Origin of the sequence: Blautia sp. MSK.20.85 (genome assembly GCF_013317245.1) — a bacterium.
Lineage (GTDB): Bacteria > Bacillota > Clostridia > Lachnospirales > Lachnospiraceae > Blautia_A.
Window position 1 is genome coordinate 1 of the sequence record NZ_JAAIUN010000026.1, and the last position, 22,605, is coordinate 22,605.

The window sequence follows — 22,605 nt, forward strand, 5'->3', positions numbered from 1 at the left end:
TAATAATTCCTGCATAAATAACACCCCTTTTTCTTTTATTTTACTAGAAAAGGGGTGTGTTCACAATTTATTTACTCATGCGTTTGTCGTGTAAAATCTGTTACAGCCGGAAAACGCTGCCATACACTGCATGACTGGAAACGTCTGTTTTATAGCTTTATGTCGTCACAGAAAATAAAAAAACAGGACCGCTGCCATCCAGATGACTGCTCATCTGTCTGACAACGATCCTGTGGATGATCGGAATTAGTCCTGAACGTATGGCATCAGGGACATATGACGTGCTCTCTTAACAGCAACTGTCAGTGCTCTCTGATGTTTTGCACAGTTACCTGTAATTCTTCTCGGGAGAATTTTACCTCTCTCGGAAACATACTTTCTTAACTTTGCTACATCCTTGTAATCGATCTCGTTATTCTCTTTACCGCAGAATACACAAACTTTTTTTCTTCTGCGTCCGCCTCTTCTCTTCATCGGAGAATCTGGTCTCTCGCCTCTATTGTAAGCCATGATTGTTTCCTCCTATCTTATTCGTCTCATCTGTCTTGATCAGATGTTCTAGTTGAACGGCAGCTCCTCATCAATTCCATCTGGAATATTCATGAAGCCGTCGGCGCTTGCTGCGCTCGGACTTGGCATAGACGGTGCAGGTGCTGCTTCTGTTCTCGGATGAGATGCTGCATAGCTGTCGCTTGACGCTTTGCTCTCAGCAAATTCCTGATCCTCAACAACAACCTCTGTCGTATAAACCTTCTGTCCCTCACGGTTCGTATAACTTCCTGTCTGAATACGTCCCGTAACTGCAATTTTCAGTCCCTGTCTGAAATACTTTTCCGCAAACTCTGCTGTCCGTCCGAAAGAAACACAGTTGATAAAATCAGCATTTGCTTCTCCGTCACGACGGAATCTGCGGTCAACTGCCAGTGTATATCTGGCGATTGCCAGGGCATTTTCTCCTGCGGAATATCTTACCTCAGGATCTCTTGTCAAGCGTCCCATTAATATTACTTTGTTCATCGTTCTACCTCTCTTATGATCTCAGATTTCACTTAACTGAACAGGTTCTTAATGGTGTTTTCGAAAATCCGCTGCAAAAATTATGCCTCTTTCTTGACAACCAGGTATCTTAATACATTGTCCATGATGCGGACATGTCTCTCGATCTCCGCCGGGCACTGAGAATCTGCTTCAAACTGAATAAAATAGTAGAAGCCTTCATGCATTTTCTGAATCTCGTAAGCTAATTTCTTCTTACCCCATTCTTCAACTTCTGTGATCACGCCGTTGTAACGTGTAATATAGCTTTTTGCTTTCTCAACTACAGCGTCACGTGCTTCGTCCTCAAGCTTAGCGCTCACAACTAATGCTAACTCGTACTTGTTCATGCTTGTCTTAACCTCCTTATGGTCTTTTGGCCCTTTGCCTGTCAAAGAGCAAGGATATGAAATATATCACGATTGTTGATTCTAGCATATCTTTCCCGTGATGTAAAGCATAAATTTAATTTTTTTCGAATTTTTTCAAATCTCGTGTATTTTTCTCCACAAGCTTGCGCGCTACCATGATCTGGTGTCCACAGCCCATGCATTTCAGACGAAAATCCGCTCCTACACGAAGGATCTCCCATTCTTTGCTGCCACAGGGGTGCGCCTTCTTCAGTGTGACAATATCTCCTACTTCATAATTTAATCCCATTTGATACTCCTCATTTTTCTTTTTTCCGGATATTTTAGTCAAACGGATAAAAATATCCGCATTCACTACGTAGCCCTGCACCGGATAACTGCTATGCAGTTTATCAGATCCGTATCTGAGAGAACACCTTTCCGATCGGTTCTTTAATAAGAAGATCCGCATATTTGTCTCTCGGTGTCGGCGCCTTGTTGATCACCACCAGATGATTTCCCCGGAAATAATCGATCAGTCCTGCTGCCGGATACACAGCCAGGGAAGTTCCTCCGATGATCAGGACCTCCGCCTCTGAAATTGCTCTTACAGATTCCTGGATCGTATAGTCATCCAGACCTTCCTCATAGAGAACCACATCCGGTTTGATCATACCACCACAGGTACATTTCGGAACTCCTTCTGACTCCTTCATATACTTAAAATCATAGAATTTCCCACACTTCATACAATGATTGCGGTAAACACTTCCGTGAAGTTCCAGAACTTTTTTGCTTCCTGCCATCTGATGAAGATTGTCAATATTCTGAGTGATCACCGCTTTCAGCTTGCCTGCCTGCTCCATCTCTGCCAGTTTCAGATGTGCCGCATTGGGTTTTGCAGTATCACAAAGCATCTTATCTCTGTAAAATTTAAAAAATTCTTCAGGCCTGCGCATAAAAAATGTATGGCTTAAGATCGTCTCCGGCGGATAATCATACTTCTGGTTATACAGCCCGTCCTGGCTTCGAAAATCCGGGATCCCGCTTTCCGTGGAAACTCCTGCTCCGCCGAAAAATACAATATTATTGCTCTCATCAATGATCTTCTGTAATTTTCCTATTTCATTTTCCATATGAATCTTCCTCCCTTATTTTTCACATAAAAAATGGCTACTGTGGATCCACTGCGTTTACTCTTTTTCCCTGCACAACAAAACGTGTTGCCTGATTACCGGTGCATGTAGACAATGTAACGATCTTATCTTTCACATTCGCCTCACCCTCACCTGCTTCTGTTTTAATCTCGGAATTCTTGAACATTTTTTTCTCATATTCCAGGAATTCCTTACCAGGCCCTTTAAACAGGGTATACGTATCACTGTTCACCGAAGTTGTGTATGCGGCAATGATCTCATAGCGGTAGTTCTTCTTCGGGGTAAGTATCCAGAAATATTTGCTGGTATTGTAAAGCGTTTCATCTGCCCTGTATTTTTTCAGCATTCCAAACATGGAGCCATTCTTCATATTATGTCCGTACACCAGCGTGTTGCAGTCACTGAAATCCCTCTTATTCTCATAATCAATAAAGATTGTTCCTGCAAAATTATAATTTTTCTCATAAGTCTGGTGAAGATACATATTATTATCCTTGCCCTGTACCATCGGATAACTGATCTGCGGAAGTGCCTCCATATAAATCCAGCCGATCACATCATCATTAATACTTTTAAGAGATGCAAAATCAACATTTATAGGAGCCACCGGCTGTTGTTCCTCCGGCTGTCCCAGATCTTCCGATGCATCCGGATCACGCTCCGTCACTGCCATTTCTGAAATGCTGTTATACTCATCTGTGCCTTTTTTATACTCTGTATAAATATGATAAAGGTTAAAGGCAGCATAGCAGAACACCACAACTGCCACGATCAGCACCAGAGTCAGAACATAATCTCCTGCCGTTTTTTTCTTTTTCGCCTTGTCTTTCCTGCTCATAATCACACTCCTTTGATCTGTCAGGATTTTCTGGTTTCTGTATTTATTATAAATACCCCTCTGTTTTCTTGCAACTGTTTTGTTTTTATCACATTTTATATAGAAAGAAACCGCCTCGGAATGGGCGTCCGGGGCGGTTTGTAAGGTATGTTCTATTTCAGAGCTGCTGTTATTTTCAGTCCAGTTCTTTGCCTGTGAGCATTTTGTATGCCTGGAGATATTTCTCGATGGTCTTGTCCACGATTTCCTGCGGAAGTGTCCAGTCATTGTCCGGATTGGCTTTCAGCCAGTCACGTGCAAACTGTTTGTCAAAAGATGGCTGGCCATGTCCTGGTTCATAGCCTTCTGCCGGCCAGAAACGGGAGCTGTCCGGTGTCAGCATCTCATCACCGATGACCATGTTGCCGTCCTCATCAAGACCAAACTCGAATTTTGTATCTGCAATGATGATTCCCTTGCTGAGTGCATACTCTGCACATTTTTTGTAAAGAGCGATGGTGTTGTCACGAAGTTTTTCTGCGTACTCGCGTCCTTTTCCAGGGAAGTATTTCTCAAGATGATCGATACTCTGCTCAAAAGAAATATTCTCATCGTGATCACCGATCTCAGCCTTGGTAGATGGTGTGTAGATCGGCTCAGGCAGCTTGTCGGATTCTTTCAGACCTTCCGGAAGCTTGATGCCGCATACAGTACCGTTCTCCTTGTAGCTTGCCCAGCCGCTTCCTGTGATGTATCCACGTACGATACACTCGATCGGCAGCATGTTCAGCTTACGGCACATCATGGATTTTCCTTCAAATTTCTCCTGCTGGAAAAACTCCGGCATATCCTTGGTATCTACAGAAATCATGTGGTTTGGAAGAATGTCCTCAGTCATGTCAAACCAGAATTTGGACATCTGGGTCAGTACAGCACCTTTCTTTGTAACTTCATTATTCAGAATTACGTCAAAGCAGCTGATACGGTCTGTTGCAACCATGATCAGACTGTCGCCATTGTCATAGATCTCACGTACTTTACCTTCTTTGATTGGTTTTAATTCCTGCATGTTCTCACACCTCATCATTCGGTTATTTGGTTTTTGTTTTCGACACCGTTACCGTATCACCACTCAAGCCCTCCTGTCAAGATGCCAGGCCCTTTTCAGTCATAAGTATTCGTTAAGGGATCATTCATATTTTTAATAGCGACTCACATTCCTCCTGAAGTTTTTTCTCCTGTTTCCGGTAAAGAAGCTTCTCACTGCAGGCAAAATAAGGGTCACATCCATACTCCCGGATAAAAGCAGCTGCATGACTGTTCCTGGTCAGTCCGGTGACAAAAAGCACCGTTTCCTGTCCGTCTCCGAAACATGCTTTCATAAAGGCAAATGCCCGTTCCAGCTCTCTGCTGATCTTTTTAGCACAGTCTTTTCTCTTCTCTACCATTTCCGTAAACAGCTGCCGGATCCGTTCAAAACCAGTCTCTGTATCTGTGATATGTTCCTTTCGGATAGTAAGGCTGAATTCCTCCAGAGTACGGATCACAAACTCTTCCGTGGTCTGCTGTTCCAGGTTAAGAAGCTCCGCCTCCAGACGGACAGCCAGACTTTTCTTCTTCACATCTGTAAATTCATCCAGCGCCGTCATGTCCTTTTTATCATGAAGAAAAGCTTTCAGATGCAGGAGTTCCTGATAAACAGCGCCTGTCTCTTTATCCAGCTTTTCATAATCCAGAAAACTTCCGTTGAGTCCGCTAAGCAGAAGGCCAGTTACCAGAAAACGTTCCTCAAACGAAGCACCTTCCGCCATTTTTACTTTTTTCTGCTGTTCTTCCTCCGCCATTTCTCCGGAAAGCAGGCGTTTCAGCCCATAGTCCTCTCCGTACTTCCGATACAGCTGATAACTGGCAAAAAAGCTCCTTGCGATCTCATCCCGACAAAGATACTCCCCGATCAGATTCTCCGTGATCTCAACGCCTAGTTCCTCATAAGCTTTCAGAATTTCGGACAGATCTTCCCATCCTCTTGCCGTCACAAAGAACTTCCCGTCCACTGTATTCTCCACGGAATAAAAATGATCTTTTTTCATGCCAAGATAAGCAAGGATCGATCCGTGGATCTCCTTTTTCCAGGCATACTCCATCCACACATCAAGATCTGCCTCGATATCCATCCTACGCACACGGTCCAGGGTTACGATATCAAATTCCCGGACCGACTTATTATATTCCGGAGGGTTTCCCGCTGCAGCGATCAGCCATCCCTCCGGTACGCTGTGGCTTCCGAACGTCTTATTCTGAAGAAATTGCAACATGGTCGGCGCAAGTGTCTCGGAAACGCAGTTGATCTCATCGATAAACAGGATCCCCTCTTTTTTTCCGGTACGTTCCATACAGTCATACACAGAGGCAATGATCTCACTTAAGGTATACTCTGTGATACTGACCTCTTTTCCGTTATAGCACCGGGTCACGATCCTGGGCAGTCCTACCGCACTCTGTCTTGTATGGTGGGTGATGGTATAGGCTACCAGCCCTACTCCGCATTCCTCTGCCACCTGCTCCATGACGGCGGTTTTTCCGATTCCCGGAGGGCCCATAAGCAGAATGGGACGCTGCCGGAGTCTGGGAAATGTATAACGTCCGGCTGCATCTTTCCGGTTGTAAGCCAGTAAGGTATGTTTAATCTCTTCTTTTGCCTCTTTTATATTCATATGTTATGACGCACTCCTTCCTGCTCTGCCACAAGCCGGATCGCCCAGGGCGGAACAAGCTCCATTTTTTCTGTTTTATGCAAAAATACAAAGGCCGTCTCGTAATCCGGCTTACTTCCCGGATAGATCCCGTCTCCGTCTGTAAAATAGATCAGGGCTTTAAGACGGCGGATTTCCTTCTTCTCCTGCTGCTCCTTCACATACCGGAACACCGGTCGGAAGTCTGTTCCTCCCCGCCCCTGTATGGTGATATCTTTGCTGTATTCTTTCCATTCTTCTTCCGAATGGATCACTTTTACATCCTGGATACAGCAGTCACACTGGATCAGATAGACTTTCATCTTATGGAAAAAATTCTCTTTTTCACTGAGAATGGAATAGGTTTCTTCCAGGAATCTCCGCACAGTCTCTCCATCACAGGAACCGGAAGTATCAATGGCGATCACCAACTCCTCAAGACGGTTCACTTCCTTATATTCCAGCGGCTCGATCAGCGGAAGATTTCCATAATGTTCCATTCCGTAATTATAAAAAATATAATCAAAACTCTCCGTATCCAGTTCCACTTCCTCCCGCAGTACGGAAAACTGGCGGAGAAATTTTTTGTAATCGTATCTTCCGGATCTTATGGGGCCTGCATCTTCTCTCTGGTCCCCTTTCTGGCTTCCCCGTCGTTTCCGGTGATCCTGGCGGTTTGCGGCAGTATAGGAAAGAAGTCTGTTCCATTTTTCTCTTGTCTTTTTCCCTTTTTCTCCTGTGCAATTATCCCAGAGTGTGTGATCATCAAAATGAAAAGTTTCTTCCAGCTCTTCCAGATGAAATGGAAAGGTCTGTTCTTTCAGTTTCCGACAGATCTTTTCTGCGGAATCCGCGCCGTTTCCAAGAATATGAAAGACTTTTTCCCGGATTTTTTTTGCATTTCCACCGGTCTCCAGAACCGGGATCTTTTCTCTGGAAATGATCTGTTCCACAGCAATATCACAGGCCAGGTTCCATAAACGTCTGTCCTCCTGATTTTCCAGGAAAAGGTGCAGATACAGGCAGTGCAGCAGCATATGTAAATACCCTCGTCGCACTGCCTCCGGCTTTTTCACATAAAGTTCCAGCAGATATTCCGGTGAAAAAAGGAAGAATTCTCCATCTGTTCCGATGGTTCTGGTCTCTTCCGAGCCTTTCCCGGAAATGCAGGCAAAAGCACCGTCCAGATATGGAAAATAGTAGTACAGTTCGTTCCTTACATTTTCCAGGATATGTGTCCCCAGTTCTTCCTGCTTCCGATTCACCGGATCTGCCCCCTTTCCTTCTGACCAAACCAGTTTTTATTCCTTTCCATCCCATGTTCCTGAATATCTCTTTATTGTCATTTACATTCTGTACGTCTGTACGTGCCAAAATACATCTGGTATTACATTTTTCACCAGGTTTGTTCACAGTTCAAATTTTTTCTCTTTAAATCCATACTTTTCTTTTTTTAAATGGAGAAGTCCCATCAATGCCGCAGGTCTCCTCCACTCTTCGGCCAGTTTCAGGAACACTTCCAGCTCCTGTTCCCCAAACCACTCATTCTCATAAAGCTTCCCGATCTTTTCCCAGTCATCTTCCAGGATCAGGCGTTCCACTGCCGGGCGGATCCGTTTCTTCAGGTACGCTCCGTAATCCGCACGCTCCGCTTCCTCCACACCTTCCTCCAGAAAATATCCCCGCAGTGCAACTGCCAGCCGCAGCGGTTCCTGTTTTGTACTTCCGAATTTCCGGTAAAGGTGGATAGCCTCCTCCCTGGCATCCTCGTTCTCTGCCCGCATTTCAAGGGCACTGGCAGCAACTTCCACATCTTTTTGAAAACGGCTTAATTCTGTCATAATGATCCCTCCTGTCCGATGTCTGTTTATAGTGTTTGAGGAAATATTTTTGTATGACATTATCATATCACGGACCGCTTTGTTTGAACATTATTTTTTGGTAAAAAAGAGGCCGTCACTGCCTTTTTCTGACAATGACGGCCCGGGAATATCTTCTCAGATTCCCTTCTTATAAAGAATAAATGAATAGATCATTGGAACAAACACTGCTGCCAGAATTATGATCAGGACAATTTCCGTTTTCAGAAGCAGCGAATTCATAAGAAAAAGCACTCCTGACAGGATCAGCACCCAGCCAGCCATACGGTTGGTACGGTTCCAGTTCTCCTCGCTGTTTAACGTCCAGGGAAGCTTCATTCCCACCGTGTAATTCTGTTTCACCTTGTGGATATAATTTCCGAGAATGATAAACATGATACCAACCATGATGTTCACGATCATTCCCATATCAATGTCCATTCCCAGAGCAAGGCCATAGATTGACATGCAGGTGATCACAGATACCACCGGAACCAGCCACAGGATCATGGTAAAAATGCGCTTGTTGATATTTTTTCTCTTTGGATCATTGGCTGTAAAAAAAACACAGAACAGATGAACCAGCAGAAGCAGAAACGGGATCCCAAAAACTGCCACAGGCTTGCTGCTCCAGCCGTTGGCCAGATTATGCTGGTCAAAATGTGTGGCGATCTTCTCCGGCAGACGGTTCCACAGAAGGATTCCTGCCAGTGACGGCGAGATCGTAAGGATACTTCCGGAGATCAGGGACATTTTATACTCTTTCAGAAATTCTTTCTTTTCTTCATCTTTCATCACTATTTCCTCCTTTCAGATCACTGAGCCACAAAAGCAGTTCCTCCACTACTGTGGTATTCAGTTCATAATACACGAAATTCTTCACCTTCGTCTCCCACACAAGATCTGCCTTCTTCAGAATTTTCAGATGATAGGATATGGTTGCACCTGTCATGTCAAAATGTCCTCCGATCTCTCCGGCTGACATTTTCCCGTTTTTCAGAAGCTGCAGGATCTCTCTCCGCACAGGGTCCGAAAGTGCCTTGAAGGTTTCCGCGAACGCCATCGTGTACCTCCTTTCGGATAGTATTTAGAAATATTTCTAAATAGAATATACCATCACTGTTTTCCCCGGTCAATAACTATTTAGATTTTTTTCTAAATAATTACATTTGTCATATTTCCCTGTACAACAAAATTCATCTGTCAAACGGATATTCACAATCAAACCATGGGACTTCCCTGATTCGGTTAAAAATAAATAAAACGAGGATACCGACCATCGCCTCTGCGACTTTACGATACCCTCGTTCACCATTGATCAACCATTATTCATTTTTCCCCTCTTCAAACCTACCTCATGCAAAAATCAAGACTGGACATAATCTCCGGCGCAATCTCCGGCACATATGCACAAAAATCCATTTCTCTGCCAAGGCCGATGGATGCAACTCCGAGAATAGATTTTCCATTGACAGTCCTGTGACCTCTCTTCAGATCCACTGCAAATGGAAAATGCTCTGTTACATTCAGAAAACGATTCACATCATCCATAGTTTCAAACTGTACTTTTCTTACTGTCATCTGTATTTCACCTCTTTTCTCTATCTATACTACTATTTTACTATGAAATATTTGTGTGTATAGAGTAAATTTTTTATAAAAAAGGTGGATTTTTTAGATGTTATCTTTTTCTATTTCTGTTACAATATAAAAAAACAACACCCAGGAGGTATCAAAATGTCAAAAAAGAACCTTATCGCAGGACAGTCCGGCGGACCGACCGCAGCGATCAACAGCAGTCTTTACGGTGTGGTATCTGAAGCACTTAAACATACAGAAGAGATCGACCACGTTTATGGCATGGTCAACGGTATTGAGGGATTTTTAAACGGAACAGTCCTTGATTTTCAGGAAGCACTTCCGGGCGAACAGCTTCGCGCTCTTACCTGGACACCTGGCGCCTATCTTGGCTCCTGCCGTTACAAACTTCCGGAATCTCTGGAAGATCCGGTTTATCCGAAGCTGTTCCGGAAATTCGAGGAGATGAACATCGGCTGGTTCTTTTATATCGGAGGAAATGATTCCATGGATACCGTCAGCAAGCTTTCCCGCTATGCCGAAAAGATCGGCAGCGACATCCGTATCCTCGGCGAGCCGAAGACCATTGATAACGATCTTGTAAACACAGACCATACCCCGGGCTTCGGAAGCGCTGCCCGTTACGTAGCTTCCACTGTCCGTGAGATCACCCTGGACGCCTGTGTTTATGAGAAAAAATCTGTCACCATTATCGAGATCATGGGACGTCACGCAGGCTGGCTCACCGGAGCCGCTGCCCTTGCCCGGAAATACACCGGAGACAACCCACTTCTCATTTATCTTCCGGAAACGTATTTCGATGTAGAAGAATTTCTCCGGAAAGTTAATGCTGCCTTTGAGAAAAACTGCAACGTTGTCGTCTGTGTATCCGAGGGAATCCATGACAAAGACGGCACTTTCATCTGCGAATACGACAGTGCTGCCGGTACCGACGCTTTCGGCCACAAAATGCTTGCTGGCTGTGGTAAATACCTTGAGAATCTTGTCCGCAGCCGCCTCGGTGTCAAAGCCCGCTCTGTAGAACTCAACGTAAGCCAGCGCTGCTCCGCATCCATGCTCTCCGAGACAGACCAGCAGGAAGGTATCCTTGCCGGTGAATTTGGTGTACAGGCTGCCCTGAACGGTGAAACCGGAAAGATGATCGCTTTTAAACGTCAGAGTGATTCCCCGTACTCCATGAAATGCACTTTGGAAGACGTCAACCTTATCTGCAACGAAGAAAAGACCGTCCCTGTGGAATGGATCACCAAAGACGGCTCCGATGTCACTGAAGACTTTATCCGCTACGCCCGCCCGCTGATCCAGGGAACTGTAGATGTTCCGGTTGGAGAAGACGGACTGCCGGCGTTTGTGTACCGGAAATAAGATTTGCAGTAAAATGGATAAGTACACCCACATTTGTAACGTAACTCTGCCCTGAATAATTTTTTATCAGGTATTTATCCCAAAAATGCACCGGGAATTTTTCAATAGTTCCCGATGCATTTTCTTAATTTCTCTATATTTTCTTTTTATTTCTTACTGCGGTACGCTTCTGCTTCCCAGTGTGTGATGAAATATGTGATCTCATCCGTCATCTGCAGCGGACCGCCAAAGCTTTCCGCATATACTGCAAGCTTGATCGCATCTTTTACCAGTAACTGTGCTTTTGCAGCCTTTCCTTTGTCATCTTCCATGATAAATGCACCAACGCCCTGTACCAGGATCAGTCTCGGTTCTTTATCATTTTCTGCCATAAATGCATCCAGCGCACTTTTCGCCTCATCGATATTTTCCACAAATAACGGATATGGTCCGCAATATACGATGTGATCCGGAGTGAACGGTTTCAGAAGCGGTGCTGCAGCAGTTTTATCCTTTACAAAATTATCAGCCTCCGCAGCCGGTACAACTTCCACCCTATGACCAAGCAGCCTGGAAAGTTTCTCTGCTGCCTGCTCTTTTTCCGGTGTAACTGCATTGCTTACATCCGCAGTTCTTTTTACCTGTTTTTCCAGCTTTTCAATAACACTATCAAATAAAACACCGATTTCTTCTACGGTATCTGCCGCAACAAAAATTCCGTGATTCTGAAGAAGAAGGACCTGAACGTCTTTTCCGGTTTCTTCTTTATAGGCATTCATCTTCTCAAAACAGATACGTGCAAGTGTGTATCCCGGTTTGCAGATATCGATCCAGAGCACATCTTTTCCAAGAAGCTGTTCGCTGAGAGCTTTTGCGCCTTTTCCGCAGGTCAGTCCATTGATAAGTGTAGGATGAACATGCAGCACATATGTATAGGCGAATAAATTGTGGAGAAGCGCTTCCACGCTGGGGCGCTTGGTCTTATCCTCGTCGGTTACTGCTGCCATTACATCCGCAAGATATGCAGACTCACGTTTCACGTCATCTGCCGGATATTCCGTTTTCATGATCTTATTCAGACGCGCCCGGTCCATTTTGACAAATTCCTCTGCCTTAATGGTGGCAAGCTGTGTGCCGGAACCCTTTACATACAGTGTTGTATCGTCTTTCACAGAAGTATTGCCGCCTCCTGCCAGAACATAAGCCGGATTGCTTCCGTAAGTATTTGACATTTTAACCAAAGTTGAAAGATCCATAAGTAAAATTCCTCCCTGTTGTGTCATGATATAGTTTTTTCTCTATGTTTATAGTACACGATGCAGAGTGATTTATCTATATGAATATTTTTTCCAAAATTAGTACTTTCGTATCTTTTTATTACTTTTCCAAATGTAAGATCTACGCATCTTTCCACTGAGTTTCTTCTGCGATCTGGGAAATTGTTTTTCCTTTGTATGTAAATAAAGACGGGCCGGATGTAGAATATCCCTTTATCCTGTCTGAAATTGCTGATAATGATGTAATTTCATCCTTATACTGCACTTTACGCTCATCAACCACAACAGCCACAACCGATGGATCATCAGAAAACACCAGTTCCGCTCCAACTGGAATGTTGCACTTAAAAAAATTAACAGGTGGTCTCTTGGTCTTCTGTTTTTTAGCCGGTACTGTTTTTACTTTTTTTAGTTTATCTTTTGTTCCGCTTATTGTGGCTATGGACTCCAGCAGCTCATATGCATCTTCCGGGGAAAGAATAAAAAATTCCCGATTCTTTGATATTCTCAGATCCGGATTCAAATTATCGATCATCTTATGAAGTTTTTTATCTTCCAGTTTTCCGGAAGTTTCATATGTTGCATATATCTCATATTCGTATGGAAGAGCTGTCGTACTCAGCTGTTTACGCCTGCTTTCCACATCCGTTGCATATCCGATCTTGACCATATCTTTTAAGGCCGGGTTTGTCATGATATAAATATATCCTTTTGCCATAAATCTCCATTTCCCAACTCATCTGTAATCTTTCGATACATCCAGATAATCCCTTTTGCCGCTGATGTAATCTACATAGGCAACTTCCGGATCTTTTCCGTGGAATACGGTACATAATCCACACATGTCACAATCTGCGATGCATCGGAAAGTATTCTTAATGTATTGTCTTCGTTCCTCTTCTGTAGAATTCCCGATTTCCGGTGGTCTCATATCCTCACCTACTTTACAAGCCCTGTGTTGCTTCTGTATTCCTCATTGAGCTCACGCAGTTCCTTTTCACCGTTAATATAAGGCTCATAAAAAGCATCCACAGATCCTCCGCCCAGATTATCACATCCATTACAGAAATCACAGGCACCCCCGCACTGGTTCAGCCCTCCTGGACAATGCGGATCCTGTCCTCTTTCGTTGTGTCTTTGATCAGTATGCTTTTTGTTTTCATAGATGTATTCCTTCTTTTCCTTTTTGAATCATTCAGACAATGTCTGACCAATTTGAATTGTTTCTCTTAATCACATGTAAACTGAATATTCACATTGCGCTTTGCGTTCAATTGATTATAGTATATCACAGATTTCCAACATATTGGGATACTTTTATACCACAAAGCAGAATTACAATTTTTCACGTCAGCAGCTCAAACGTATGATACAGATTCACCTTCCCATACCCCCACTCCGGGTTCGGGTACTGCATATTTTCTTCTCTTCTTGCGCCTCTCTGCAGATAATATTTCACGCCGCTTCCTGTAAAAAACGGCTGGTTATCCCGTATGATGGCCCATTCAAACAGAAGTGCCGCGATGCCGGCGGTCTGTGCGGCGGAAATGCTGGTTCCGGAGCGGGTTCCAAAGCCGCCTCGTACCAGGGGCACTTTTACATTGACTCCAGGGGCTGCCAGATGTGGGGTTATCATTCCATCTGGCGTATAGCCTCTGCCTGCGGCAATGTAGATACTTCCGTCACGGTGCTGGTAGGCGGTTGTCGTGATGCTGTTTCTGGCGTCCCCCGGAGCTGTCACGGTTGTATAGGGCGATGGTTCCAGAAAATAAGTATCCTGGGATATCAATCCTTCTACCGGAAGCCACATATGGAACTGTACGTTCTGTCTGTTCTTTCCCCGGGTAAAAATCTTCCAGATTCCGGAGGCGGGATGAAAAAATCGGATATATACCAGCGAATATCCGGTCTGGCGCTCGATCAGGATATAATTCACATACACCTTCGTTTCTACAAAAACAAAGGACAGTTCCTGAGTTCTTGAACCAATAGAACTGCTGACTTCCAGTATCTCCCCAGTAGGTGACTGGATGGAAAGCCCGTAGATCTCCGGCGGCTCTCCCCAGAATTCCATGGTAAACCCCTGCTCTCTTTCCGCTACACGGAGTTCTGTCACGATCTGCTCCCTTCCCTGAGAAAAAATTCCCGTACTGTGGTTTCTTGTATTTCCTTCGTTTCCGGCAGCTGCTGACACAGATACCTGGGAAAAATTCGCCACATAATCCACATACTGGCTTAATGCATTGGTCCCCAGATGAGCGCCCTGGCTGCTTCCGATCCCCAGGCAGATAGAAAGTGGCATCTCCAGTTTTTTTGCCCAGGAAATCGCATAAGCAATGGCCATCATCACATCATTTTCCTGAAAAACTTCTGCATCCGGAGGATAGAGATAAAAATTCCGGAGATATTGTTTTGCCGGTTTTACCTTGATGATGATCAATGTCGCTTCCGGTGCCGCTCCGGTGAAATTTTCTCCAGGTACCATATTTCCTGCCGCAATACCGGAAAGTGCCGTTCCATGACCATTAGTGTCCCTGGATGGCACAATAGAAAACGGATCCTCGGAAGCCAGTGCCAGATCGATATCTTTTTTACGGAATAACTTGCCATATGGAACTTCTGTATCTGCCATATCAGCCCCATTTTCCAACAGATTACCTACATCTCCATTTTCAGATTCCAACTCCCGTCCAGACTCATTTTGCTCTTTGTCTTTGCCCATCCCCTCCTCATCTTCCAGCGACTGATCCCATAAATAAGCGATCCTGGAACCGCCTGCATTTCGAAACACTGCATTCTGATAATCAATTCCCGAATCGATTACTGCCACCGCCGTCCCTTTTCCCCGAAGTTTGAGATACGGATGATCATGCAGCCGGGTGATCCCAGATGCCCCTGTTGCTTCCATATCCATATAGGTATAACATTTCGGGATAGAATTATAAGATGTCCCTGTAACTTCAAGTTCTCCCATATTTTCCAGAGGAACATAGAGAACCCCGAAAATCTCATTGATCGCCTGAAAAGATGTCCCCGGAAAAAGTTCCATGGTATTCTGGACATTCTGCATATATTTCACGATAAAATCCCCGAAGCGCTGACTCTGTGCCGGGTTTTCCGGCTGCGCTCCGGGGATCTTATCCTCTGTTTCCATATTTGGTTCAAAATCTTCTTTTCTGAGCATGGCAGGCCTGCTTTCGCCTTTTTCATAGATTTATGCAGGGCGGGCCCGTCTTTATGCCACTACTGCCCGACACATTCTCCTGATACATATAACTGCCATATCACTACACCATTGCATATCGCTTTTCGCAACCCGCAGGAAAATTTCCTGATTCGGTTAAATTTACTCTTGCGGACTCCTTTTTTTCGCCACCAGTACCAGCAGCACAATCCCCGCAATCCCGGTAAAAATACTGATAAACTGGGAAGTTGACAAAATCCCCACACTTCCCCGGATAATATCTCCCCGGAAAAACTCGATCACAAAACGTCCGACGCTGTAAAAAATCAGATAGCAGGCAGTCACCTGGCCATCTGCTTTTTTGTTCCGCGCGATCAGCAACAGCAGAAGAAAATGCAGGAAATCCAGGCCGCTGGAATACAGCTGCGTCGGGATCAGCGCCACGTGATTGGGCGCATATTCCGAATTCTGAAATATCACAGAAAAAAAACTCTCCGTCTCTTTTCCATAACAGCACCCTGCCAGAAAACATCCGATCCGGCCAAATCCCTGGGCCAATGCCACGGACGGCAGGATCACATCCGCATATTTAAAAAATATAAGACCTTTGATCCTGCAGTACAAAAATCCTGTCAGTATCCCGCCGATAATTCCGCCGAACACCACAAAACCGGAACTTAAGGTTTCCATCATAAATCCCGGATCCTGAGCAATTGATTTCCACTCTGTGATCCAGAAAAGAAGCTTTGCACAGAGAAATCCACCGACCAGACACCACAGAATCATGGGAAAGATCTGTTCGCTGTCAAGTCCCTGTTTTCTGGCTCTGTATTCTGCTGTCAGACAACCTGCCACAATTCCAATGGCAATCATCAGGCCATAACCATATATCGTAAATGGTCCGATGGTAAGAAGTTCATTTTTCATCCGTTTCCTCCTGTTGTCCCGTTTTTGTTTTCCTCAATATCCTCACCCACATCTGTAGATGTAAAAAATTCCAGAAGCGCAGCATTGGCCATGTCATTCAAAGCACTGTTTCCAGGTTCTGTCACATCACATTCCCCGCAGATATCCACGCCCAGGATCCTCGAAATTCTCTCTGCACATTTCTCTTTGACAGCACCCAGACATTCCAGCATGGTACTTAACCGCATATCGCCCTGACTCCAGTTTGTATCTGCGTCCGTCTCACAGAGAACATCTTTGTCTATGGAAATATACAATGGATATTCTCCCACCTGATTCTTTACAAATGCAGACACTTCCGTTTCTTCCATTTCCAGAAGCCTCTCCCTGCTCAAAAACTCCACCTTTTCCTTAAACTCCGGTTCCACTCTGGAAAAAGCCTCCTCATCCGGGCCGATCAGGATCACCTTTTTAAGCAGTGGCAGCTCCATAATGGAATCATAGATCCATCCTCCGCAGGAAAGCAGGCCGCCAAAAGCAGGCGGCTGCATATCTGTATGGTTATCAAACACCAGAAGCTCAAATGGCTCCGATATTTTTTCCAGCCAGATCCTTGTCATATAGTGATAGTTTCCGGAATCAATAAAATGGATCTCTCCGGAAGAATAAGGTGCAATACGGCTGCGTATGGCATTCATCGCATCCTCATCACAGTAGCAGTTGGTTCCGGGAATGTCCCTGGCCTCCACCCGGGATACTTCTTTTCCCCTCCAGAACTGCTGGTCCTCATATATTCCGGAAAAATCCATCATCAGTATCTTAATATTTTTATCTGTATTTTTCATGTGCACATCTTACCACGGAATGGCAGATGATGCAAGAGAATGGTCAGTCTTTCCACTCTTCCAGATCTTCATCCGAACCGTCCAGAAGATCTTTCAGACTGCCGGTTTCCACCTGGTCTTTACCCACATCCCAGAGTTTCATCTCCACATTCTCCGGTTCTTTTTCCCAGCGGGAATTCTCCTGTTTTGGTTTTTCTGCTGGTTCCGTGACTTCCTCTGTCACTTTTCTGTTTGTAGAACCTTCTGTATCCTGCGTTGGTTCCCCTGTGCTCTCTGTTGCATTTTCAGAACTAAAATCTGAAGCCGAACTGTCTTTCAATGCATTTTCCTGCTCATTCTGTTCTGTTATCGAATTACCGGTCCTCTCCTGAACTTTCTCTTTTTTTCGTAAGATCCCACGTCTGGATTTTTTCTCCGGTTCCGTTGTTGCCGTTTCGACAGCCATATTCTCTGTCGCAGTATTTGCTGAATATTTCGGCGCATTTCCGCTCTGCGGATCATTTCCATCCTGCGTCTTTGTATCACTCTGTGTATCCATATCTACCTTATCATCTACAGCCTCTGAACTGTCCGCACCAGCCTCTTCCTTCTCTGCCTCTGCCTTTTTGGCGATCTTTCGAAGTCCCAGCTTCATGATAATAAAGAATACGATATCCGCAGCTCCGTCACACACCAGCACCCAGCCGGAAAAGATCAGCAGAGTCATGATCTTCGGAAATCTTCCAAACAGCATCACAATTCCAAGTGCAATAAAAACAAGACTGCCGATCAGAAGCACGCTCCATGCACCGTGTCCGCCTTTTTTCAGAAGAAAAGCACCTTTAAATTTCCACAGACTGTCAACCAGTACAAATGCGCTGAGCATCCATGGAAGCAGTTTGATCACGATGGAAGGTGTCATAAAAAGGAACACGCCCAGCACGAAAACAACCACACCGCTTAAAAGATCCATGATCGTAGCGGTTGCTTTTCCACGTATGTAAATATAAATGTGATAAATGCCAACTCCGATGAGGATCAGTCCGAATACCACTTTACAGATCACATCCACCGTCTGTGTGGGGATCAGAATCAGGCAAAGTCCCAACAGTATGTAAAATACTGAAGAGATGATCTCACCCTTCAGAACGTTATTGATTTTTTCACCCATGTTCATTCCTCCTCTTTTATTCCAACAGTATAGCTCTTTTCCACTGGTCAGTCCACCCTGAACCGTCAAAAAAAATTCTTTTTTTCAGAAAAATTTTCTTATAATTCAATACAGCCTGAAGGATTTTTCCGGCGGCATTTCACCCCGTTCCTTCAGGCTGCATTTTACTTTTTATGTTTCTTCTTTTTTGTCATAAGACCGCCGATCCGTCCGGTTTCTTTTGCAGAGAGGCTTTTCCACCCGTCTTTGATCACTTTATCCAGGACTCCCATCTCATCGGCAATCTCGTATTTCAGTTTTTCTGCCTGGGAAAGTTTCCCCTCCAGGTATGCCTTTACTTCTTTCTCCCTGTTCATCTTCCACACTCCTCATCTTTTTTATGGAGTATGGACGTTTTCCGGAGAAATTATGCATTCTGAAAAATATGTCCGTTCTTTACGGATGCTGTCATTTTTAATCCGGGATAATGATGGCCGCAATGATATACGCCAGGATTCCGGCTCCGCCCATCAGCGTGATGATCACCCATACCAGCCGTACAAGAGTCGGGTCAATATCAAAATACTCTGCGATCCCGCCGCAGACACCACACAACATACGGTTTACTGATGATTTGTAAAGTTTTTTGTTGCTCATAATGCTTCCTCCTTTAATCTTCTTCAAATTCCACCTGAACGTTTCCCATTCCACAATCCAGTTTTATATTTTTCGTGGCACCTTCATTTGTGATCTGTTTATTTCCGGAAGTGATGGATGTTTCCTGAGAATCATCCACCTCCAGATTTCCAAGGCCACATTTCAGCTCATAATTATAATCCTCTGCTTTTCCTGCAAGTGTAAGATCCATATTTCCCATGCCACAGCTGCCATTTAATTTCTCTGTCTGAATTTCACTGATGTCAGCAGTTCCCACGCCAACTGTAAAATTTGCCTCTTTTACATCCAGACTGCCGGAATTCTCAAGGGTTCCTGCCCCCACATTCACTTCCATCTGATCCGCTTTAAAATCGCCATCCAGTTCGATGGTTCCGGCTCCCATCTGAAGTTTTATCTTCTGAAGGCTTAAGTTTTCCGGGCAAAAAATTTCTACGGAACGGTTTCTTACCTTCTGGCTGCTGGCGATTGTCAGACTGCCGTTGTCATTGCTGATCTTAACACGATTGTGATTCTTCCCTGTAACTTTCACCTGGACTTTAGCCTCATTCCATGTTTTCAGAACCAGTTCTTCGTATTTCAGATCACAGGAAAGATCTGATACACCGGAAGCTTCATATGCTTTCGTATAAGCAGAACCGTCTGCATTGTCTGTCAGAACACCTTTTTCATTTACTGCCTTCTCTGCATCTGCCACAAGATCCTCATCCTGCCCATCCATAGCTGCTTCGGAATTCTCTTCATCCCAGCCGTCTTTATGATCCAGGATATGAAGTATCTGGGTGATTCCGTTATCCAGAGCACCTATATCTCCCATAGTCGCTCCCATGGCAGCTCCGCCTGCAGTAAGTCCCAGGCCTGTCGCACCGAATACTGCCGCAAGGATCAGAATTACCTTCAGAAAACGTTTCATACTTTTTCCGCCTTTCTTCCATTCAGGAGATTGCTGCAGAATCCCGTAAATTTCCGCAGGATCGCCGGCAATATCTTACCTGTGAACCACACCGTCAGTGCCAGTAACAAAAGTCCAAGTGCCATCATCAGAAATCCGATACCGATAGTCAGGATCCCGGCCGACGGAAGAGATACCACCATGGCAATTCCAACAGCAATACACGCAACTGCACCGATTACAAGAATGATCGATCCCGCTCCCGCAAAAAATGTCAGCAGGAAGGGCAGTAACGCCAGTGTCACCAGAATTCCCAGTGCTCCGCCAAACAGTCCTTTAATCAGTGGAGCCGCAAAAACAAGAACGATCAGCGCAAGGATAATCCCTGCCTTATTCTGCTTCTTCTCTGCATGATAGCCACGCTGGGCCCGACTTTTCCTGCGGTTTTCGGCACTTCCTGTATCATGAGGCTCTTCTTCCTGTCCATCTCCGCGTACTGTTATTTCTGTGTACTGATCTGGCATCTCCCCGTTCTCTTTCACACGGGTGTCCTGATATCCGTTCTCTGTGTATTCCCCGTAATCTTCACTGTTCTCCTGAAGATCTGCCTTGATGATCGCGGCAACCTTCCCCGGATTTCCCAGTTCCCGGATCACTTCTCCTTCATTCTCCGGACCTGCATCATCAAAATATCCTTCATAATATTCCAGTGCCTCCTGTCTCTCCGCCTCTGAAATATCGGAAAGCAGCCGTTCAAGCTGTTCCATAAACTGCTTTCTGTTCATAATTATACTCCCTCCTCAAACATCCTGGTAATCTTGGATGAATAGATCTCCCATTCACTTCTGTAAAGATTCAGCTGCGCTGCGCCCTTATCTGTCAGCTTGTAATATTTCCGGTTTCTGCCTGCATATTCCATATTGTAGGCTTCCAGGCATTCATCCTTCTGAAGCCTCCGAAGAACCGGATACAGCGTGGATTCTGAAACTTCCAGAACACTTCGCACATCCTGGGTGATCTTATACCCGTAGGTACCGTCCTTCTCCCTGGAAATAACAGCCAGGACGATCGCATCCAGGAGGGCTGCTCCTGTATTAAATACCATCTGCTCACCTCTCTATGACCTGTAAAATGGACATTCAACTTCCACCTTACTACATGCTCATGAAACGCGATGGCGTTTTTCATTCACATGATAAGTCATGTAATATTGTTCTGTGAATAATACTATATATCGTATAATATAGTTTTGTCAATAGTATTTAGAAAAATCCTTTCATCCTTTATAATATTTTCAGCAGTTTGAGATTGATATTATGGAGGAAATTATGACAGATTCAGATAAAATACAGACATTACCGCTTCCTTTTCTGGAGCGTATGAAAGAAATGCTTGGAGATGATTATGACGCTTTCCTTGAAAGCTACGAAAATCCCCGCACCTACGGTCTCCGTGTAAACACCGCAAAGCTCTCCTGCCAGGACTTTCAGGAACTTTCCCCTTTCCCAATCCGGCCGATCCCGTGGATCAGCACCGGATACTTCTATGATGAGGAAAGCCGCCCCGCCCGATGTCCTTACTACCAGGCAGGACTTTATTATCTTCAGGAACCAAGTGCCATGACACCGGCTTCCCGACTTGCCATCGAACCGGGAGACTTTGTCCTGGATCTCTGTGCGGCTCCCGGAGGAAAAGCAACGGCACTTGGAGCTGCCTTAAATGATACCGGATTCCTTCTTGCCAACGATATCAGTACTTCCAGGGCCAGAGCCCTTCTTCGGAACCTGGAACTTTTTGGCATGAAAAATATGCTCGTCACCGACGAAAAACCCGCCAAACTTGCCCAGCGTTTCCCGGCTTTCTTTAACAAGATACTTCTGGATGCCCCATGCTCCGGGGAAGGCATGTTCCGAAAAGAGGAGGCACTTGCCCGTGACTGGACACCGGAAAAATCCGCGGAACTTTCCGATATCCAGAAAGACCTGATCTTAAAAGCTGCCGATATGCTTCGTCCAGGCGGAATGATGCTTTACTCCACCTGCACCTTCTCCCCCTGCGAAGATGAAGAGGTTGTGGCTTATCTTCTCCATGAGCGTCCGGATATGGAACTTATGGAAATGCAGGGATACGAAGGATTCTCTCAGGGCCGCCCGGAATATGCCGGTATAGCCGATGATTCCGATTCCGAAATCACATTAAACTTAAATACATTTGATCCGGAAGAACTTCAAAAATGCGTTCGAATCTTTCCACACAAAATGGATGGCGAAGGTCATTTTCTCGCCCTGTTCCACAAAAAAGGCGATTCTCTTCCACCTGTTTTCCGTTTCTCCGCAAAAGGGCCGGACAAAAACACTCGGAAATGGCTGGAGGAATTTTTCTCGGAGATCGGCCTGAAAACCATTGGCGGCCAGGAATTTGACTGGAACCGTGTGGAAGTCCGCAAAGATAAAGTGTACTACCAGCTGCCTTTCCCGCTGGATCTCCGTGGGATCTCCTTCCTTCGAAACGGTCTCTATCTGGGTGATCTGAAGAAAAACCGATTTGAACCGTCTCAGCCACTGGCGCTGGCTCTTCATAAAGGAGATGTGGAAGCCGTTATCTCTCTGCCGGTTTCTGATGAGCGGCTTACCCGTTATCTGAAAGGCGAAACTCTTATGATCGAGCCGGAAGAGGCCGCTCACAAAAAAGGCTGGCATCTTCTCTGCGTGGACGGTTATCCTCTCGGCTTCGGAAAACTTGTAAACGGAATCCTTAAAAACAAATATCCTGCAGGCTGGAGAGTATAAGCGCTCCGCCGCAGG

General features: G+C 45.1%; 27 protein-coding genes and 1 pseudogene. 2 read left to right on the plus strand and 26 right to left on the minus strand.

The window, feature by feature from the left end:
• Positions 1–246 precede the first annotated feature (246 nt).
• The 13 genes from rpsR to G5B12_RS12875 form a co-directional block, all read right to left on the minus strand.
• Positions 247–510 (minus strand): 30S ribosomal protein S18, encoded by a 264-nt coding sequence (rpsR, locus tag G5B12_RS12815; RefSeq protein ID WP_021651398.1) that lies wholly within the window; start codon positions 508–510, stop codon positions 247–249.
• Positions 511–558: 48 nt separating this feature from the next.
• Positions 559–1,017, minus strand: a complete 459-nt coding sequence (locus tag G5B12_RS12820) for a single-stranded DNA-binding protein (protein ID WP_021977098.1) — start codon at positions 1,015–1,017, stop codon at positions 559–561.
• Positions 1,018–1,097: 80 nt separating this feature from the next.
• Positions 1,098–1,385: a 30S ribosomal protein S6 gene (rpsF, locus tag G5B12_RS12825; RefSeq protein WP_021977097.1), complete on the minus strand. Its 288-nt coding sequence runs from the start codon at positions 1,383–1,385 to the stop codon at positions 1,098–1,100.
• 115 nt (positions 1,386–1,500) lie between these two features.
• Complete coding sequence (locus tag G5B12_RS12830; RefSeq protein ID WP_021977096.1) at positions 1,501–1,695, minus strand: DUF951 domain-containing protein; 195 nt, start codon at positions 1,693–1,695, stop codon at positions 1,501–1,503.
• A 103-nt stretch (positions 1,696–1,798) separates the two neighbouring features.
• On the minus strand, positions 1,799–2,521 hold the full coding sequence (locus G5B12_RS12835) for an NAD-dependent protein deacylase (RefSeq protein ID WP_021977095.1): 723 nt from the start codon (positions 2,519–2,521) through the stop codon (positions 1,799–1,801).
• A 37-nt stretch (positions 2,522–2,558) separates the two neighbouring features.
• Positions 2,559–3,380 carry a class B sortase gene (srtB, locus tag G5B12_RS12840; RefSeq protein WP_021977094.1) on the minus strand — a complete coding sequence of 274 codons (822 nt, stop codon included), beginning with the start codon at positions 3,378–3,380 and terminating at the stop codon, positions 2,559–2,561.
• Positions 3,381–3,555: 175 nt separating this feature from the next.
• The gene (locus G5B12_RS12845; protein ID WP_021977093.1) at positions 3,556–4,428 is read right to left on the minus strand and encodes a phosphoribosylaminoimidazolesuccinocarboxamide synthase; all 873 of its coding nucleotides are present in this window, start codon (positions 4,426–4,428) and stop codon (positions 3,556–3,558) included.
• 124 nt (positions 4,429–4,552) lie between these two features.
• A complete protein-coding gene (locus G5B12_RS12850) occupies positions 4,553–6,073 on the minus strand; it encodes an ATP-binding protein (RefSeq protein WP_021977092.1) in 1,521 nt (506 codons plus the stop codon).
• Complete coding sequence (locus G5B12_RS12855; RefSeq protein ID WP_242996937.1) at positions 6,070–7,356, minus strand: vWA domain-containing protein; 1,287 nt, start codon at positions 7,354–7,356, stop codon at positions 6,070–6,072. Before G5B12_RS12855 ends, G5B12_RS12850 begins: the two co-directional genes overlap by 4 nt.
• A 144-nt stretch (positions 7,357–7,500) precedes the next feature.
• Positions 7,501–7,932, minus strand: a complete 432-nt coding sequence (locus G5B12_RS12860) for a hypothetical protein (RefSeq protein WP_021977090.1) — start codon at positions 7,930–7,932, stop codon at positions 7,501–7,503.
• 156 nt (positions 7,933–8,088) lie between these two features.
• Positions 8,089–8,745, minus strand: coding sequence for an SdpI family protein (locus G5B12_RS12865; RefSeq protein ID WP_021977089.1), 657 nt, complete (start codon positions 8,743–8,745; stop codon positions 8,089–8,091).
• Positions 8,735–9,013, minus strand: a complete 279-nt coding sequence (locus G5B12_RS12870) for an autorepressor SdpR family transcription factor (protein WP_021977088.1) — start codon at positions 9,011–9,013, stop codon at positions 8,735–8,737. Before G5B12_RS12870 ends, G5B12_RS12865 begins: the two co-directional genes overlap by 11 nt.
• Positions 9,014–9,300: 287 nt before the next feature.
• Entirely contained in the window at positions 9,301–9,531 is a 231-nt protein-coding gene (locus G5B12_RS12875; protein ID WP_021977087.1) for an HPr family phosphocarrier protein, read from the minus strand.
• A 156-nt stretch (positions 9,532–9,687) separates the two neighbouring features.
• Between G5B12_RS12875 and G5B12_RS12880 the strand changes: the two genes are divergently transcribed.
• Positions 9,688–10,914, plus strand: coding sequence for a 6-phosphofructokinase (locus G5B12_RS12880; RefSeq protein ID WP_174088449.1), 1,227 nt, complete (start codon positions 9,688–9,690; stop codon positions 10,912–10,914).
• A gap of 146 nt (positions 10,915–11,060) precedes the next feature.
• On the opposite strand, the gene G5B12_RS12885 is transcribed toward G5B12_RS12880, so the two are convergent.
• The 13 genes and pseudogenes from G5B12_RS12885 to G5B12_RS12945 all read right to left on the minus strand — a co-directional run bounded on the left by G5B12_RS12885 (position 11,061) and on the right by G5B12_RS12945 (position 20,906).
• Positions 11,061–12,149: a class II aldolase/adducin family protein gene (locus G5B12_RS12885; protein WP_118062763.1), complete on the minus strand. Its 1,089-nt coding sequence runs from the start codon at positions 12,147–12,149 to the stop codon at positions 11,061–11,063.
• A 142-nt stretch (positions 12,150–12,291) separates the two neighbouring features.
• On the minus strand, positions 12,292–12,888 hold the full coding sequence (locus tag G5B12_RS12890; RefSeq protein ID WP_118062762.1) for a GIY-YIG nuclease family protein: 597 nt from the start codon (positions 12,886–12,888) through the stop codon (positions 12,292–12,294).
• Between the two features lie 18 nt (positions 12,889–12,906).
• Positions 12,907–13,101 carry a hypothetical protein gene (locus tag G5B12_RS12895; protein WP_021977083.1) on the minus strand — a complete coding sequence of 65 codons (195 nt, stop codon included), beginning with the start codon at positions 13,099–13,101 and terminating at the stop codon, positions 12,907–12,909.
• 8 nt (positions 13,102–13,109) lie between these two features.
• A pseudogene (locus G5B12_RS18370) lies at positions 13,110–13,333 on the minus strand (hypothetical protein).
• A 182-nt stretch (positions 13,334–13,515) separates the two neighbouring features.
• Positions 13,516–15,354, minus strand: a complete 1,839-nt coding sequence (locus tag G5B12_RS12905) for a S8 family peptidase (protein WP_174088450.1) — start codon at positions 15,352–15,354, stop codon at positions 13,516–13,518.
• Positions 15,355–15,516: 162 nt separating this feature from the next.
• Entirely contained in the window at positions 15,517–16,281 is a 765-nt protein-coding gene (locus tag G5B12_RS12910) for a prolipoprotein diacylglyceryl transferase (RefSeq protein ID WP_021977080.1), read from the minus strand.
• Positions 16,278–17,105, minus strand: a complete 828-nt coding sequence (locus G5B12_RS12915; RefSeq protein ID WP_118062760.1) for an arginase family protein — start codon at positions 17,103–17,105, stop codon at positions 16,278–16,280. Before G5B12_RS12915 ends, G5B12_RS12910 begins: the two co-directional genes overlap by 4 nt.
• A 43-nt stretch (positions 17,106–17,148) precedes the next feature.
• Positions 17,149–18,255, minus strand: a complete 1,107-nt coding sequence (locus G5B12_RS12920) for a DUF308 domain-containing protein (RefSeq protein WP_174088451.1) — start codon at positions 18,253–18,255, stop codon at positions 17,149–17,151.
• Between the two features lie 164 nt (positions 18,256–18,419).
• Positions 18,420–18,611 (minus strand): small, acid-soluble spore protein, alpha/beta type, encoded by a 192-nt coding sequence (locus G5B12_RS12925; protein ID WP_015527205.1) that lies wholly within the window; start codon positions 18,609–18,611, stop codon positions 18,420–18,422.
• A gap of 97 nt (positions 18,612–18,708) precedes the next feature.
• A complete protein-coding gene (locus G5B12_RS12930) occupies positions 18,709–18,891 on the minus strand; it encodes a PspC domain-containing protein (protein ID WP_021977077.1) in 183 nt (60 codons plus the stop codon).
• 13 nt (positions 18,892–18,904) lie between these two features.
• Complete coding sequence (locus G5B12_RS12935) at positions 18,905–19,822, minus strand: GIN domain-containing protein (RefSeq protein WP_174088452.1); 918 nt, start codon at positions 19,820–19,822, stop codon at positions 18,905–18,907.
• Entirely contained in the window at positions 19,819–20,586 is a 768-nt protein-coding gene (locus G5B12_RS12940; protein WP_118062757.1) for a DUF1700 domain-containing protein, read from the minus strand. The genes G5B12_RS12935 and G5B12_RS12940 overlap by 4 nt, the downstream gene beginning before the upstream one ends.
• A 2-nt stretch (positions 20,587–20,588) precedes the next feature.
• Positions 20,589–20,906 carry a PadR family transcriptional regulator gene (locus G5B12_RS12945; RefSeq protein ID WP_015527209.1) on the minus strand — a complete coding sequence of 106 codons (318 nt, stop codon included), beginning with the start codon at positions 20,904–20,906 and terminating at the stop codon, positions 20,589–20,591.
• A gap of 223 nt (positions 20,907–21,129) precedes the next feature.
• On the opposite strand from G5B12_RS12945, the gene G5B12_RS12950 reads away from it, so the two are divergent.
• Positions 21,130–22,590 carry an RsmF rRNA methyltransferase first C-terminal domain-containing protein gene (locus G5B12_RS12950; RefSeq protein WP_174088453.1) on the plus strand — a complete coding sequence of 487 codons (1,461 nt, stop codon included), beginning with the start codon at positions 21,130–21,132 and terminating at the stop codon, positions 22,588–22,590.
• The last annotated feature ends 15 nt before the right edge of the window (positions 22,591–22,605 follow it).